The organism is Rhizobium sp. Root1204, from assembly GCF_001424965.1.
Taxonomy (GTDB): Bacteria; Pseudomonadota; Alphaproteobacteria; order Rhizobiales; family Rhizobiaceae; genus Pararhizobium.
Genome location: NZ_LMCZ01000040.1, coordinates 289,278 through 304,793, shown reverse-complemented (window position 1 = coordinate 304,793; position 15,516 = coordinate 289,278). Strand labels below are relative to the sequence as shown.

17 protein-coding genes are annotated in these 15,516 nt (G+C 59.5%); 14 read left to right on the top strand and 3 right to left on the bottom strand.

The features are described from left to right. Positions 1-3: 3 nt before the first annotated feature. The 14 genes from urtD (at position 4) to ureG (ending at position 9,557) form a co-directional block, all read left to right on the top strand. A complete protein-coding gene (gene urtD / locus ASC96_RS25880; protein WP_060505912.1) occupies positions 4-756 on the top strand; it encodes an urea ABC transporter ATP-binding protein UrtD in 753 nt (250 codons plus the stop codon). A gap of 207 nt (positions 757-963) precedes the next feature. Continuing rightward, positions 964-1,659 carry an urea ABC transporter ATP-binding subunit UrtE gene (urtE, locus tag ASC96_RS25875; RefSeq protein WP_060505911.1) on the top strand — a complete coding sequence of 232 codons (696 nt, stop codon included), beginning with the start codon at positions 964-966 and terminating at the stop codon, positions 1,657-1,659. Between the two features lie 6 nt (positions 1,660-1,665). After that, a complete protein-coding gene (locus tag ASC96_RS25870; RefSeq protein ID WP_060505910.1) occupies positions 1,666-2,499 on the top strand; it encodes an urease accessory protein UreD in 834 nt (277 codons plus the stop codon). Positions 2,500-2,525: 26 nt separating this feature from the next. Beyond that, a complete protein-coding gene (locus ASC96_RS25865) occupies positions 2,526-2,828 on the top strand; it encodes an urease subunit gamma (protein WP_037099076.1) in 303 nt (100 codons plus the stop codon). Between the two features lie 9 nt (positions 2,829-2,837). Next, complete coding sequence (locus ASC96_RS25860; protein WP_060505909.1) at positions 2,838-3,092, top strand: DUF1272 domain-containing protein; 255 nt, start codon at positions 2,838-2,840, stop codon at positions 3,090-3,092. 17 nt (positions 3,093-3,109) lie between these two features. Further along, a complete protein-coding gene (locus ASC96_RS25855) occupies positions 3,110-3,415 on the top strand; it encodes an urease subunit beta (protein WP_060505908.1) in 306 nt (101 codons plus the stop codon). Then, positions 3,412-3,846 carry a lysozyme inhibitor LprI family protein gene (locus ASC96_RS25850; RefSeq protein ID WP_082512269.1) on the top strand — a complete coding sequence of 145 codons (435 nt, stop codon included), beginning with the start codon at positions 3,412-3,414 and terminating at the stop codon, positions 3,844-3,846. The genes ASC96_RS25855 and ASC96_RS25850 overlap by 4 nt, the downstream gene beginning before the upstream one ends. Positions 3,847-3,853: 7 nt before the next feature. Then, positions 3,854-4,504, top strand: a complete 651-nt coding sequence (locus tag ASC96_RS25845) for a hypothetical protein (protein WP_060506085.1) — start codon at positions 3,854-3,856, stop codon at positions 4,502-4,504. Positions 4,505-4,509: 5 nt separating this feature from the next. Beyond that, positions 4,510-6,219 (top strand): urease subunit alpha, encoded by a 1,710-nt coding sequence (ureC, locus tag ASC96_RS25840; protein ID WP_060505907.1) that lies wholly within the window; start codon positions 4,510-4,512, stop codon positions 6,217-6,219. Positions 6,220-6,247: 28 nt separating this feature from the next. After that, positions 6,248-6,928, top strand: coding sequence for a TIGR02117 family protein (locus tag ASC96_RS25835; protein WP_060506084.1), 681 nt, complete (start codon positions 6,248-6,250; stop codon positions 6,926-6,928). Between the two features lie 188 nt (positions 6,929-7,116). After that, positions 7,117-7,656 carry a peroxiredoxin gene (locus tag ASC96_RS25830; RefSeq protein WP_060506083.1) on the top strand — a complete coding sequence of 180 codons (540 nt, stop codon included), beginning with the start codon at positions 7,117-7,119 and terminating at the stop codon, positions 7,654-7,656. 106 nt (positions 7,657-7,762) lie between these two features. Continuing rightward, the gene (gene ureE, locus ASC96_RS25825) at positions 7,763-8,245 is read left to right on the top strand and encodes an urease accessory protein UreE (protein ID WP_060505906.1); all 483 of its coding nucleotides are present in this window, start codon (positions 7,763-7,765) and stop codon (positions 8,243-8,245) included. Next, a complete protein-coding gene (locus ASC96_RS25820) occupies positions 8,238-8,909 on the top strand; it encodes an urease accessory protein UreF (RefSeq protein WP_060506082.1) in 672 nt (223 codons plus the stop codon). Before ureE ends, ASC96_RS25820 begins: the two co-directional genes overlap by 8 nt. A 36-nt stretch (positions 8,910-8,945) precedes the next feature. Beyond that, positions 8,946-9,557 carry an urease accessory protein UreG gene (gene ureG / locus ASC96_RS25815; RefSeq protein ID WP_060505905.1) on the top strand — a complete coding sequence of 204 codons (612 nt, stop codon included), beginning with the start codon at positions 8,946-8,948 and terminating at the stop codon, positions 9,555-9,557. Between the two features lie 78 nt (positions 9,558-9,635). Here ureG and ASC96_RS25810 read toward each other — a convergent pair whose 3' ends face one another. The 3 genes from ASC96_RS25810 to ASC96_RS25800 all read right to left on the bottom strand — a co-directional run bounded on the left by ASC96_RS25810 (position 9,636) and on the right by ASC96_RS25800 (position 15,505). Then, positions 9,636-12,938, bottom strand: coding sequence for an efflux RND transporter permease subunit (locus ASC96_RS25810; protein WP_060505904.1), 3,303 nt, complete (start codon positions 12,936-12,938; stop codon positions 9,636-9,638). 14 nt (positions 12,939-12,952) lie between these two features. Next, complete coding sequence (locus ASC96_RS25805) at positions 12,953-14,146, bottom strand: efflux RND transporter periplasmic adaptor subunit (RefSeq protein ID WP_060505903.1); 1,194 nt, start codon at positions 14,144-14,146, stop codon at positions 12,953-12,955. Between the two features lie 366 nt (positions 14,147-14,512). Then, entirely contained in the window at positions 14,513-15,505 is a 993-nt protein-coding gene (locus tag ASC96_RS25800; protein WP_037099053.1) for an ABC transporter substrate-binding protein, read from the bottom strand. Positions 15,506-15,516: the final 11 nt, after the last annotated feature.

Below are 15,516 nucleotides of genomic sequence, written 5' to 3'. Positions count from 1 at the left end.
TCGATGGATGCAAAGACCTCACGCAGCCTGCTTTATCTCGATGGCGTCTCGGTATCGTTCGACGGGTTCAAGGCGCTGAATTCGCTGTCCTTCGTGGTTGAGCCCGGTGAACTCAGGGCTATCATCGGCCCGAACGGGGCAGGCAAGACGACGATGATGGATATCATCACCGGCAAGACCCGGCCGGATAGCGGCCAGGTGTTTTTCAACGGCGATATCGATCTGACCAAGAAGGACGAGGCCGACATCGCCCAGCTCGGCATCGGCCGGAAGTTTCAGAAGCCGACGGTGTTCGAAAGCCATACCGTCTGGGACAATATCGAGCTGGCGCTCAACCGGAAACGCGGCGTTTTCTCGACCCTGTTTTACCGGCTGACGGCGGAGGACAAGGTGCGTATCGAGGAAATCCTCGAAACGGTGCGCATGACCGCGCGCAAGGACGATCTGGCCGCCAATCTCTCGCACGGGCAGAAACAGTGGCTGGAGATCGGCATGCTGCTCGCGCAGGAGCCGAAACTGCTTCTGGTCGATGAGCCCGTCGCCGGCATGACCGATGCGGAAACCGCCGAAACCGCCATCCTGCTCAAGGAAATCGCCAAGACCCGCTCGGTCGTCGTCGTCGAACACGACATGGGCTTCATCCGCGATCTCGGCGTCAAGGTGACGTGCCTGGCGGAAGGCTCGGTGCTGGCCGAAGGCTCGATCGATTTCGTCAGCAACGATCCGAAAGTGATCGAGAATTATCTGGGGCGGTGAGATGCATTATAACGTTTCGATGTTCTGCGGCCGGTGGATGCCGGTTTCACCCCCCTCTGTCGCTTTGCGACATCTCCCCCACAAGGGGGGAGATCATTCTCTTTCCTCGATTGCGCTGATGCCAATGGCAATCTCCCCCCTTGTGGGGGAGATGTCGACGCCGCCGACAGAGGGGGGTGAAGCCACAACTTCTGAAGGTGATCAACTATGCTGACCGTCGACAACATCAATCTCCATTACGGTGCGGCTCAAGCCCTCCGTGGCGTTTCCATTACAGCGCCCATGGGCAAGATCACCTGCGTTCTCGGCCGCAACGGCGTCGGCAAGACCAGCCTGCTTCGGGCGATTACCGGCCAGCATGGGCCAAGCGCCGGCACGATTACCTTCAACGATACGGTGCTGAACGGCATGGCGCCCTACAATCGGGCCAAGCACGGCATTGGTTTCGTGCCGCAGGGGCGCGAGGTCTTTCCGCTGCTGACGGTCAAGGAAAACCTGGAATCGGGCTATGCGCCGGTGGCGCGCAAGGACCGGTTCATTCCGGAGGATATCTTCAACCTCTTCCCCATCCTGCGCTCGATGCTCGGCCGCCGCGGCGGCGATCTGTCGGGCGGGCAGCAGCAGCAGCTGGCGATTGGCCGGGCGCTGGTCACCCGGCCCAAAATCCTCGTCCTCGATGAGCCGACGGAGGGTATCCAGCCATCGATCATCAAGGATATCGGCCGGGCGATCCAGTATCTGCGCGATTCCACCGGGATGGCGATTCTGCTTGTGGAACAATATCTTGACTTCTGCCGGGAGCTTGCAGACCATGTTTACATCATGGACCGTGGCGAGATCGTGCATGAAGGCCCGGCCGAGACGCTGGATACGCCGGAAGCGCGCCGCCACCTGACGGTTTGACGGCAGATGGCTGAAGTAGCAGCAGGGATCGCTCCGCAAAGGGCGTGGGGCAAAGGGCGGCTGGTGGCAAAGCCGTTTGCGGGGCGTACCCGGCTTGCCGAATTCTATCAGGAAGGCTGCGCCAAGATCCGGTTGCCGGACACATTCGACACCACGATGGAAGCGGTGCTGATCAACAGTTCCGGCGGTCTGACGGGGGGCGATCATATAGAATGGTCGTTTGCAGCCGGTGACGGCACCCACCTGACATTGACCACCCAGGCCTGCGAGAAAATCTATAAAGCCAGCGCCGGGACGGCCGCGGTGAGTGCGCGGATTTCGCTGGGGCAGGGAGCCACAGTGCATTGGCTGCCGCAGGAAACCATCCTGTTTGACCGGGCCTCGATATCGCGAAAGCTGGAGGTCGATCTTGCTGATGGGGCGGAATTTCTGGCGGTCGAGGCCGTGCTTCTGGGGCGCAAGGCGATGGGCGAGGCGATGCGGGAAGGCCTGTTTCAGGATCGCTGGCGCATTCGCAAGAATGGCGCGCTGCTGCATGCCGAAAATCTGCGGCTTTCCGGCGATATCTCCGGTTTGACGCAGGAACGCGCGGTGCTCGGCGGGCAGGTGGCTTTCGCGACCGTGTTTTACACCGGCGCTGATTGCGAGTTGCATCTCGACAAGCTGCGCGGTCTGATCGGCGGCATTGCGGGCGGCGTGAGCTGCTATCGGGTGGGAGGCGAAGACAAGCTGATTGCCCGCCTCGTTGCCGCCGATGGTTTTGCCTTGAGAAAAATCCTCATCCCGGTCATTTCGCACTTGCGCAAGGGCGCCTCTGTGCCGAAAGTCTGGAACCTGTAATTGACCCATAATCCCGGTGACCACGCATGAACCTGACACCTCGTGAAAAAGACAAATTGCTGATTTCGATGGCAGCCATGGTCGCCCGCCGGCGGCTGGAGCGCGGCGTCAAGCTCAACCATCCCGAAGCAATCGCCCTGATCACCGATTTTGTCGTCGAGGGTGCGCGCGATGGCCGCTCGGTGCCTGACCTGATGGAGGCGGGCGCTCATGTGATCACCCGCGCTCAGGTGATGGAAGGCATTCCCGAGATGATCCACGATATCCAGATTGAGGCGACGTTTCCGGATGGGACAAAGCTTGTCACCGTCCATGAACCCATTCGCTGAGGAAAGACCATGCTGCAACTGAGACCCAATTGCGAATGCTGCAACAAGGATCTGCCGCCTGGCAGCCGCGAAGCCATGATCTGCAGCTTCGAATGCACCTTCTGCACGCAGTGCGTCACCGATGTTCTCGATGGGCAATGCCCGAACTGTAGTGGCGAACTCGTGCGCCGCCCGGTTCGTCCAGCAGCCAAGCTCGGCAAGTTTCCGGCCTCCACCGAGCGCGTTCTGAAAGCCGAAGGCTGCGCGCCGATCAAGGCTGCCTGAAGAGGAGAGACGATACGATGATCCCCGGTGAAATCCTTGCGGCAGAGGGCGAGATCGAGCTGAATGCCGGGCTGGACACGGTATCGCTGGAGGTTTCCAATAGCGGTGACCGTCCCGTCCAGGTCGGCAGCCACTATCATTTTGCCGAAACCAATGCCGCCTTGCTGTTTGACCGGGCCGTGGCACATGGCAGGCGCCTGGATATTCCAGCCGGAACCGCGGTGCGCTTTGAGCCGGGACAGACGCGTAGCGTCACGCTCATTCCTTTTACCGGCAAGCGCGAGGTTTACGGCTTCCGCCAGAAGGTCATGGGCAAGCTATGAGGCGTTTCCTCCTCACGTCAGTTTCGCTTGCGGTCACGTTGTTTCAAGGCGTTCTCCTTGCACAGGCGCAAGAGGATCCGCAGGTCGATTGCGCCAATGCAATGACCCAGGCGGATATGAACATTTGCGCCAACAAGGATTATGAGGCGGCCGATACGGAGCTGAACGCGGTCTACAAGAAGGCCATGGCGGCGATGAAGGATACCGACAAGGAAATGGCCGGTATCGCCCCCAGCTATGTCGGTGCCGTCGAAGCTCTGAAGAAGGCCCAGCGCGCCTGGATTGATTATCGCGACGGCCAATGCGAACTGGCCGGTTTCGAGGCGCGGGGCGGTTCGATGGAGCCGATGCTGGTCTCCGGTTGCCTGGCGGACCTGACCAAGAAGCGAACCGAGGAACTGAAGGGCCTGACGGAAGGTGCTGGAAACTGAGGTGTCCGTGACCGCGAGCCGGACCATCATGATCGTTGGCAATGGTCCGGTGCCGGATGGTGCGGCCGCCATCATCGATGCGGCTGATCTGGTGATCCGCTTCAACGATTGCCGTTCCTGCGGAGCGGGTGGGGAGAAGACGGATATCGTTGCCGTCTGCAACACCGGACGTCCGGCGCTGGCCATGCTGGGGGGCGGGATGTGGAAGACGAAAGCGGCGGTGCGGCGGGCAAGCGCGATCTGGTGCGTTCGTGATGGAGACAAGTTTCAGGCGTTGCGGCCGCAGCTGGCTTTGACGCATCCGGATCTTGATGATCTCTGCGACGATTATACCGATGGTTTTCGCACCTTTGCCCAGGCGACCGGCCGCGCCTTTCATACGATCCCGGCGTCTACGCATGAGCGTGTCGATGCGGGGCTGAAGCCATTCGACCCCGGCGAATATGTCGTGCCGAGCAGCGGTTTGATTGCGATTGCCGAAGTGCTGGCTCATTGGCGCCGCCCGACGAATCGCGTGGTTCTTGCCGGTTTTGGCCATGCGGGCTGGGAGTGGCATCCTTTTTCTGCCGAGCGCCGTTATGTCGATGACCTGATTTCCAAGGGGCAGCTGTTGCGCCTCGATCCGACCAGTTTACCCGCCTTTGCTCAGGGAGCCTGAAAGCCATGTCCTACAAAATGTCGCGCGCGGCCTATGCCAGCATGTTCGGCCCCACCACCGGCGACAAGGTTCGGCTGGCCGATACCGAGCTGTTCATCGAGGTGGAAAAGGATTTCACCACCTATGGCGACGAGGTGAAGTTTGGCGGTGGCAAGGTCATTCGCGACGGCATGGGCCAGAGCCAGGCCACGCGGGCGCAAGGGGCGGTCGATACCGTCATCACCAATGCGCTGATTGTTGATCATACCGGCATCGTCAAGGCCGATATCGGCTTGAAGAACGGCCGGATCGCTGCGATCGGCAAGGCTGGTAACCCGGACACCCAGCCGGGGGTGACCATCATTGTCGGTCCGTCGACGGAGGTGATTGCCAGCGAAGGCAAAATCATTACGGCAGGTGGCATGGATGCCCATATCCATTACATTTGCCCGCAGCAGATCGAGGAAGCCCTGATGTCGGGGATCACCACGATGCTTGGCGGCGGCTCCGGCCCGGCGCATGGCACGCTGGCAACCACGTGCACCGGCGCGTGGCATATCGAGCGGATGATCGAGAGCTTTGATGCCTTTCCAATGAATCTCGCGCTGGCTGGCAAGGGCAACGCCTCGCTTCCGGCGCCGATCGAGGAGATGATCCTTGCCGGGGCCTCCAGCTTGAAGCTGCACGAGGACTGGGGCACGACGCCAGCCGCCATCGACAATTGCCTGTCGGTTGCCGATGCCTTTGACGTGCAGGTGATGATCCACACCGATACGCTGAACGAAAGCGGTTTCGTCGAAGATACGATCGGGGCCATCAAGGGGCGCACGATCCATGCCTTTCACACCGAAGGCGCGGGCGGCGGCCATGCCCCTGATATCATCAAGATCTGCGGCCAGCCGAACGTCATCCCGTCCTCAACGAACCCGACCCGGCCCTACACGGTCAATACACTTGCCGAGCATCTCGACATGCTGATGGTCTGCCATCACCTGTCGCCGTCGATCCCGGAAGACATTGCCTTTGCCGAAAGCCGTATCCGCAAGGAGACGATCGCAGCCGAAGACATCCTGCATGATATCGGCGCGTTCTCGATCATTTCGTCCGACAGTCAGGCCATGGGCCGCGTTGGCGAGGTGGCGATCCGCACCTGGCAGACGGCCGACAAGATGAAACGGCAACGGGGCCGGCTGCCGCAGGAGACCGGCGAGAACGACAACTTTCGCGTCCGGCGCTATATCGCCAAATACACGATCAACCCCGCGATCGCGCAGGGCCTTTCGCATGAGATCGGCTCGATCGAAGTCGGCAAGCGTGCCGATCTGGTGATGTGGAATCCGGCGTTCTTCGGGGTGAAGCCCGATATGGTGCTTCTTGGCGGCATGATCGCGGCTGCCCCGATGGGGGATCCGAACGCCTCGATCCCGACGCCACAGCCGGTGCATTACCGGCCGATGTTTGGCGCCTTTGGCAAGGCACGAACCAATTCGTCCGTCACCTTCGTATCGCAGGCATCGCTCGATGGTGGGCTGCAGGCGCGGCTCGGTGTTGCCAAGCAGCTCGTTGCGGTGAAGAACACCCGTGGTGGCATCGGCAAGGCCTCGATGATCCACAATAGCCTGACGCCGCATGTTGAGGTGGACCCCGAAACCTACGAGGTTCGGGCCGATGGCGAGCTCTTGACCTGCGAACCCGCAACGGTGCTACCGATGGCGCAGCGCTACTTCATGTTCTAGCGCGGTTGTTGATCGAGAAAGAATGCTGATGTCCTGGAGACGGCCCGTGCGCTGGCTGGCGGCCGCTGTGTTTACCGCGGTCTTGGCGATTGTTGCCGGGACATTCGTGCCTCGGCCTTTGTGGCATACCGCGAAAGCCGATGCGGAAACGAGGGAGACGCATCGGATTCTTGTGCTGTCCAACCCGATCCATACGGACATTGCCATTCCAGTCACTGCCGAAACGCTGGGCCGTTTTCCGTTTCTCGCGGAAAGCGGCATGCCGGTTGCGCATCCGGACGCACGCTGGCTGGTTTTCGGCTGGGGTGGCCGGGCGTTTTATATCGAGACGCCCACATGGTCGGAGTTGAAACCGGTGCCATTGTTCAAGGGGCTGACGCTTGATCGCTCGGTCATCCATGCCGATGTCGCGGGCGAGATTCTCGAGCCCGCGGATCATGTTGCGGGTTTTGAGATCGGGCCGGATGAATACGAACGGCTGCTATCCTTCATCGAAGCGAGCTTTATGTCAGCAGGCGGCCGAATCGAGGCGATTCCGGATGTTGCCTACGGCGCCAATGACCGTTTTTTCGAGGCCAACGGCTGGTTCACTGCTGTCCTTGGCTGCAATACCTGGACGGCCAAGGCGCTTCGCGAGGCAGGGTTGCGAACCGGCTGGTGGAATCCATTACCGATTTCCCTGTCGGCATCGCTGGCGCTGTATAATTGAAATAATTGACTTTTTGTCGCAGGCACAGGCATGCGCTGAGTGCAGGTCAGCCATGCGGCGAGTGTTTTTCGTCGCCTTTGTGCTGCATCGCAGCAGCCATTGCTATAGAAAAAGGGTCACTTCCTGCGCCGGGTTCCTCCCAAGACCTGCCGCGCGGGACGTTTATCTTTCAAGGAGTATCCATCATGATCATTGGCAGAAAAGTTCCGTCCGTTACCTTCCGCACGCGTATTCGCGACGAAGCCGTTGGCGGTGCCAATCCATTCCGCTGGCAGGATGTTTCGTCGGCCGATTATTTCGCCGGCAAGCGCGTCATCCTGTTTTCGCTGCCGGGCGCGTTTACGCCGACCTGCTCGACCTTTCAGCTTCCCGACTTCGAAAAGCTGACGGCTGATTTCCGTGCCGAGGGCATTGATGAAATCTACTGCATCTCCGTCAACGACGCCTTCGTGATGAATGCCTGGGGCAAGTCGCAGAACCTCGAAAACGTCAAGCTCATTCCTGATGGCTCCGGCGAGTTTACCCGCAAGATGGGCATGCTCGTTTCCAAGGACAATCTCGGCTTCGGTATGCGTTCCTGGCGTTATGCCGCCGTCATCAATGACGGTGTCGTCGAACAGTGGTTCGAGGAAGAAGGCTATTGCGACAATGCCGACAACGACCCGTATGGCGTCTCGTCGCCGCAGAACATCCTCGGCGCGCTGCAGTCGGAAAAGATCGCTGCCTGATTTCAGGCAAGGGTGATTTTCGTCAAATCCGGCGCCGGGCCTGTTTGGTCTGGCGCCGGATTTTTTTGTTGTTACAGTCATATGATTGAATTTGAAGGCTCGTTGAATGCCCTATCGCTCGACTGAGATCCTGTCGCCCGGTCCAACCGACAAGACAGCGCTGCATACGATTGCTCTTGCCCATGACAAGCGGCACCTGCGCCGCAAATTGCTGCATCTCGACAATGACGATGTGGTGATGCTTGACCTGAAGGAGCCCGTCATGCTGGCTGATGGCGATCTTCTGGTATTGGACACCGGGGAGTATGTCCGCATCGCTGCGATTGATGAGCCGCTCTATGACATTCGCCCGCGAGATCCCCTCCACCTGATCGAACTCGCCTGGCATCTCGGCAATCGGCACCTTGCCGCAGAAATCCGGCTGGAGCGGATTTTGATTCTGCGTGATCCGGTGATCAAGGCGATGCTGGAAGGTCTGGGCGCTGCGATCAGTGAGGTGACGGAACCGTTTCAGCCGATGCGCGGTGCCTATCATGGCTCCGGTGGACATTCGCATGGTCATGGCGGCCACCATCACGCCCATGACTGATCATGCCGACACCAAAGCGCTGCTGCGGCTGGTGACATGGTTGTCGCCAGCCTTTCCGGTCGGGGCGTTCTCCTATTCCGGTGGGCTTGAGCAGGCGGTGCACGATGGTCTGGTGCGTGACGCGCCGGGGCTTACGCGATGGCTGAAGGCGTTGATCGAACATGGTTCGAGCTGGAATGATGCCGTACTTCTGGCCGAGAGTTATCGGGCTTGTGGAGATACACCTCGACTGGCGGAGTTAAGAGAACTCGCTGAAGCCCTTGCCGGATCGCGCGAGCGCCATATGGAAACCATGCTGCAAGGAGAGGCGTTCCTGATGGCAGCTGCCCATTGGCCGCATCCGGTGCTCGATACCCTGACAGGTGCGGTTGCCTATCCTGTTGCCGTTGGGGCGATTGCGGGCGCGCATGGCACGGGACTTGAGCCGCCGCTGGCTGCCTACCTGCATTCGACGGCATCCAATCTGGTTTCGGTGGCAATCCGTTGCGGGGTGATCGGGCAGACACACGGAGTTGCTGTGCTTGCCGGGCTGGAACCGGTGATCGCTGAAACAGCGGCACGGGCTGCGACGAGCACGCTGGACGATCTTGGTTCCGCGACCATCACGGCCGATATTTCAGCGCTGCGCCATGAGACTTTGCATTCGCGGCTCTTTCGGTCCTGACAGTTTCGAGCCCGCTTTCTTGAAAGGAATATTACGATGAAATCTGCCAATGGCCCCCTTCGCGTCGGAATCGGCGGTCCAGTCGGCTCCGGCAAGACAGCGTTGACCGACAAGCTCTGCAAGGCGATGCGCGAAACATATTCGGTCGCCGTCGTCACCAATGATATCTACACCAAGGAAGATGCCGAGGCGCTGGTACGCATGCAGGCACTGCCGTCGGACCGGATCGTTGGCGTCGAGACCGGCGGTTGTCCGCACACGGCAATCCGGGAAGATGCGACGATCAACCTGCAGGCCATTGCCGATCTCAACCGGCGCATTCCGGATCTCGACGTCATCTTCATCGAATCCGGTGGTGACAATCTGGCAGCGACCTTTTCGCCTGATCTTGCCGACATCACCATCTATGTCATTTCCGTCTGCCAGGGCGAGGAAATCCCGCGCAAGGGCGGACCGGGGATCACACGCTCGGACCTTCTGGTGATCAACAAGAAGGACCTGGCGCCCTATGTCGGTGCCGATCTCGACGTCATGGAGCGGGACGCCAACCGTATGCGTGCTGCGCGGCCTTTCGTGTTTTCCGACATGAAACGCGGCGACGGTATCGAGACGATCGTCGATTTTCTGAGGGTTGAAGGCGGGCTGTGAAGAGAGCGCTGTTTCAAGACGAAAAAGCCCGGCCGCATTTATGAGGCGGCCGGGCTTTTTGAGGGGGGCGAGCTGGAACTATTCCGCTGCGAGCGCGGGGTGGTTGATGACGTTGCCGCCGCGTTTGGGGGCTTCCAGCTTGTCGAGCCGTTTTTGCAACTCGTCGATCGTCTTGCCCTGATCCGTGACGATGCCCGTCAATGCTTCGTTTTCAAGCACCTCCAGTTCCTCATCCTTCTTGCCGACCATGCGGCCGAACAGCCAGCCCATCAGGCGGGATACGTCGTCCATGATCAGGAAGAACGACGGCACGACGAGAAGCGAGAGCACGGTGGATACGATGATGCCGCCGATAACGGCGATCGCCATCGGTGCGCGGAACGAACCGCCTTCGCCGACACCGAGTGCTGAGGGAATCATACCCGCCGACATGGCGATGGATGTCATGATGATCGGCTGAGCGCGTTTGCGGCCGGCCTCGATCATGGCCTGGACACGTTCCATGCCCTGACGCTTCATCTCGACGGCGAAGTCGACCAGCAGGATGGCGTTCTTGGTGACGATACCCATCAGCATCAGGACACCGATCATGACCGGCATCGAGAATGCATTGCGGGTCAGGATCAACGCCACAGCGACGCCGCCGATTGCCAGCGGCAGCGACAGGAGAATGGTGAAGGGCTGGATCACATCCTTGAACAATAGGATGAGCACCACCAGCACCATCAGCAATCCGAGCAGCATGGCGTTGCCGAAGCTCTGCATCATCTCGCTCTGGATCTTGGTATCGCCGCTCTCGGCAAGCCGAACGGTCGATGGCAGCTTCGTCTCGTCGACGATCCGCTTGAACTCTGCGGTCGAGGTATCGAGCGCGGTCCCCTGCGGCACATCGGAGCCGATCGAGGCCACCTTGTTGCGAGCATTGCGCAGGATTGAGCTTGGTCCTTCGGAATAGCTGATATCGGCAACGCTATCGATCGGAACCGTCGAGCCAGACGCGGTCTTCACCTTCAGGGCGCCGATCGCTGCGAGGTCACGGCGAACGTCAAGTGACGTCTGTACCCGGATCGGGATCAGCCGGTTGTCGAGCGAGATCTTGGTCAGTGCTGCATCGACATCACCGGTCGTAGCAACGCGGATCGTCTGGGAAATCTGCTGCGGCGTGATGCCGAGACGTGCGATTTCATCCTTCCGCGGATGAATCTGCAGTTCCGGCCGGGGCAGGGCGCCTTCCGAGCTGACGTTGGACAGGATGGGTGACGCGCGCAGTTTGCCTTCCAGCAGGCTGACGGCCGCATTCAGGTCGTCCTCGTTGGACGACAGGAAGTTGAAGGTCAGTTCACGTTCGCCGCGATCGTTCAGCTTGGTGATGCGTACATCCGGAATGCCGCGCAGGTTGGCGAAGATGTCCTTTTCGACGTCCCACTGCGGACGTGTCCTGCCATCCATCTTCATCTTCGGCATATACTGCCCGATCAGCGGAAGATTGCCGAGACCCTTGTTGACCAGGGTTTTGACAAGCGAATGGTCGATGGTCCCGAGAATGATGCGGACCGTTGCACGGCGCAGTTCAAGATCGCCCTTCGGCGAGGCGCCGCCGAGCACGAAGACGCTCTCCACGCCATCGATACCGCGCACAGCGTTGTAGATCTGTTCAGTTGTGGCGTCGGTTTCAGCAAGAGTTGCGTTTGGCGGCAATTCGACCGACAGCACGACGCGCGATGAATCGTCCGGCGGCATGAAGCTGCCTGGCACCTGCGCCATCAGAGCCAGGGAACCTGCCAGGAAGGCGAAAGCGGCGAGCATCGTTGCGTAGCGCATATACCAGCGCCGGGTCGTGGCGCTGACCAGCCAGGTATAGCCCTTCATCATGCGCCCATCATTGTCATGATGGTCGTCAACGCCGTCCTCGGGCTTCATCAGGTAGGCTGCCATCAGTGGCGTGATCAGACGCGCGACCATCAGCGAGAAGAAGACGGAGAAGGCGACCGTCAAGCCGAACTGAATGAAATATTGTCCGGCAATACCGGGCATGAACGAGACCGGCACGAAGACGGCGATGATGGTGAAGCTGGTGGCGATAACCGCTAGCCCGATTTCGTCGGCGGCGTCGAGCGAGGCCCGGTACGGCGTCTTTCCCATCTTGATATGCCGGGCAATATTCTCGATTTCGACGATCGCGTCATCGACGAGAATACCCGTCGCCAGTGTCAATGCCAGGAAGCTGACGAGATTGAGCGAGAAGCCCATCAGATCCATGATCCAGAATGTCGGGATCGCGGACAGGGGCAGGGCAACCGCGGCGATAAGCGTCGCCCGCCAGTTTCTCAGGAAGAGAAGCACGACGATAACGGCAAGGATCGAGCCTTCCAGCAGCGTGTGCAGCGCAGCTTCATAGTTGCCGTAGGTGAAATAGACCGAGTCATCGACCATTGCGATGTTGACTTGGGGATGGGCGGCACGAACCGTATCGAGGCTTTTCGCCACGGTTTCTGCGACGGTGACTTCGCTGGCGCCCTTGGATCGGAACACTGCGAAGGTGACCGATGCGTCACCATTGAAGCGAGAGAAGGATTTCTGCTCTTCATAGGTATCGGTGACGGTGCCGAGATCGGAGAGCTTTACGAACCGGCCATTGGGCAGTGCGATCGTCGTATTGGCGAGTTGGGCCACGTTGCGAGCGTCGCCGAGTGTACGGATGGTCTGCTCGTTTCCGCCGATCTGGCCGCGGCCCGAGCCGAGGTCAACGTTGGTGCTGCGCAGCTGATTGTTGACATCCGGGGCTGTGATGCCGAAGGAATCGAGCTTGTTCGGATCAAGCTCGACCTTGATTTCCCGGTCGGAGCCGCCGTAACGGTCAATCCGGCCAACGCCGACCTGACCCTGCAGGGCGCGCTTGATGGTATCATCGACGAACCAGGAGAGTTCTTCCAGCGTCATATCAGGCGATGTGACGGAGAAAGTCTGGATGGCTTGGCCTTCGACATCGATCTTGGTGACGACAGGTTCTTCAACGTCGGCAGGCAGATCGCTGCGGATGCGGTCGATCGCGTCCTTGGTGTCCTGGACGGCTTCTTCCGTGGGCTTTTCGATACGGAAAACGACTGAAGTGACCGACTGTCCGTCGGTAACCGTGGATTGGATTTCGTCAACACCGGCGATCGAGGCAACGGCGTCCTCGACCTCCTTGGTCACCTGCATTTCCAGTTCCGACGGCGAGGCGCCGTTCTGGGTCACGGTGATCGCGACCACCGGGACGTCGATGTTCGGGAACCGGGTGATCGGCAATGCGTAGAACGATTGAATTCCCAGGTAGAGCAGGAGCGCGAAACCCAGGATCGGCGCGATCGGGTTGCGGATGGACCAAGCAGAAAAGTTCATCTCTTTGACCTCGATCAGTTCGATACGGTTTCGGCGGCCGCCAGCACGGGTTTGATGCGATCACCGTCGCGCACGAAGGCGCCGGCTTTCGTAATCACCCGGTCGCCCTGCTTCAGCCCGCTGCGGATTTCGATATATCCGTTATCCTGTATGCCGGTTTCAACTTGCGCAACATGCGCCACGTCACCCTCAACCTTGCGGGCGACCATGCCGACCTTCGTATTGGTGACCGCCGAAAGCGGCAGGACGAGCGCCTGTTTTTCCGTGACGATGATCTGCGCCCGAGCATACATGCCAACCCTGGCTTTTTCGGGTTCCAGCAGGCTGATATAGACACTGCCGAGGCGGGTCTGGGTGTCGATCACCGGCGAAATCAGGCGGATTCTCCCGTCGATCTGCGTCTTGCCGTCGGCAAGCGTCACCTTTGCCTTCTGGCCGATCTCAAGCTTAGGCAGGTCGGTTTCGATAATTTCCGCCTTCATCTCAACGGCTCCATCGCGAATGATGGTGAACAGCGGCTCACCGGCGCCGTTCGCAATGGCCCCGACCTTTGCGGTGCGTGCCGAGACCACGCCGGTTACTGGCGTTTTCACATCCGTGCGGACAAGCCGCAGATCGACATCGGAAATCTGCGCCTCGACGACCTTGATATCCGCCTTGGCGACAGAGACCAACTGGTCAGCCGAGCGGACGCGCGCAAGCGCTGCGGTGGCGGCGGCTTTTTCCTGGTCACGCTGCGCTGTCGACATCGAACCCGCCTCGGCGAGCTTTTTTGATCGTTCGCTGACCCGGACGGCTTCGTCCGCATTGGCCTGCGCTTCCGCAAGTTGTGCCTGATATTGGGCAAGAGCGGCCTCAGCCTTGGCAAGGCTTGCGGCATATTGGCTCTTTTGCAGCACAAGCATATCCTGGTTCAGGGTCGCGAGCGTGCTCTCTGCCTCAACCCGGTCACCGACATCGGCGTTCAGCGTGCGAATGGAAAGCCCGTCGACCAGCGGGGAGACATAGGTCTCATCGACGGCTTTTACCGCACCGGTTGCCACGACCCGATCGACAATCGGCCTGGATGCCACCTCGGTTACGACAATGGACGGCAATGTCTGCGTGGCTTCCGGCTTGGCGGCCTCCTGCGCGAATGCCGTGCCGGATAGCAAAGTCAGCAAAAGAGCAGTGGAAATTCCAAACGCAAACGTCGTGTTACGGGCCATCGGCTCACTTTCCTCGAATTCCGGATAAATCAGTTCGCTGACGCCGAAAACATTGCCTGGATGGGCCGGTCGCCGTCATATGCAGGAAAGGAAGGAAATAGCGCGCCGGTTGCAATTACGTTACGCGTAAATTTTCTCCCGCATCCTCCTCAGAATGCCTTCGGGCTCTATTTAGTTAGAGCCATTCGGCTATGCAAGATCATAGAAATAAAGAATGGTGCCTCATTATTTTATTTGTTGGGTGCCATCAATGCAACTTCCGTTTTATGTCTTTTTGTTGCGCAAACGTATTTGCAAGTGTTGCAAATGAGAAACGCGCGGGAACCAGCCCGCGCGTTTCTTCTGTCAAAAGTATTATAAAAATGCCTATTTGAGAGCGGCGTCAGTAATCTCATGCGTGAAGGCGCCTGATGGTTCCTTGCTGATAACGGGGTCGGATCCACCCTTCAGCAGCGAAGCAACGGTGCGTTTGTAGTCGGCGTCATCCAGCGCGCCGTTCGAGCCTGCCGTCAATTTGGCAACTTCACTCATCATGCGCTTCTGGTGTTCTTCCGTCTGGGCGCCGGTAGCGTCGTTCTCAAGAACGATGCCGGCGGCTTCGTCGGTGTTTTGCTCGGCGTATTTCCAGCCCTTCATCGAAGCGCGCACGAACTTGACCATCTTTTCCTTGAAGGCCGGATCCTTGAGCTTGTCTTCAAGCACGTAGAGACCGTCTTCCAAGGTTGCGACGCCCTGATCCTGATACTTGAAGACCACCAGGTCATCCGGCTTGATGCCGGCGTCGATGACCTGCCAATATTCGTTATAGGTCATGGTCGAGATGCAGGCAGCCTGCTTCTGGATCAGCGGATCGACGTTGAAGCCCTGCTTCAGGACGGTGACGCCATCCGGGCCGCCATCGGTCTTGAGACCGAGTTGGCTCATCCAGGACAGGAACGGATATTCGTTGCCGAAGAACCAGACGCCGAGTGTCTTGCCCTTGAAATCGGCAGGAGAGGCGACGCCGGATTCCTTCAGGCAGGTCAGCATCATGCCCGAGGACTTGAACGGCTGGGCGATGTTGACGAGCGCCACGCCCTTTTCGCGGGTTGCAAGCGCAGATGGCATCCAGTCGACGACGACATCGGCGCCGCCACCGGCGATGACCTGCGGAGGTGCGATGTCCGGGCCGCCCGGCTTGATCTCGACATCGAGACCTTCGGCTTCATAAAAACCCTTGTCCTTGGCGACGTAATAGCCGGCGAACTGGGCCTGCGTGACCCATTTCAGCTGCAGCACCACCTTGTCGGCGGCCATGGCATGGAATGCGGACAGCGAAAAAGCGCTTGCCAGCAGCAATGATGCAAGTCTTGTCTTCATGTCAGTTCCCT